This window comes from Acinetobacter lwoffii (assembly GCF_024129735.1).
GTDB classification, from domain to species: Bacteria; Pseudomonadota; Gammaproteobacteria; order Pseudomonadales; family Moraxellaceae; genus Acinetobacter; species Acinetobacter lwoffii_H.
The window spans coordinates 1-315 of record NZ_JAMXXK010000130.1 but is presented as its reverse complement, the minus strand read 5'-3'; the positions used below and the strand labels follow the sequence as shown (position 1 = coordinate 315).

Genomic DNA, 315 nt, shown 5'->3' with positions numbered 1-315 from the left:
ACTTATTGATAAGCTGGGGACTTAGCTTAGTTGGTAGAGCGCCTGCTTTGCACGCAGGAGGTCAGGAGTTCGACTCTCCTAGTCTCCACCAAATTTCAAGATCATAAAAGCACTGCTTTTCCTTGAAATTTAAGCAAGAAGCTACGCTTCGCGCAGTATGTAAGCATACAGTGATGAAGTTGTTTAGTTCCTAAGCGATCAAGTGTTTAGATCCTAGAGATTAACAAGTACAAGCGTTATGATACGCGCACTTGATAATCTCTGTGATTTATCACAGTTTCCTGACCTGACGAAGGCTGGAAAAATCATTAACAG

At 41.9% G+C, this 315-nt stretch carries 1 tRNA gene; it reads left to right on the top strand.

Annotated features, from left to right (window positions below):
• Window positions 1-15: 15 nt before the first annotated feature.
• Window positions 16-91 (top strand) — tRNA-Ala (locus NI469_RS15785).
• Window positions 92-315 lie beyond the last annotated feature (224 nt).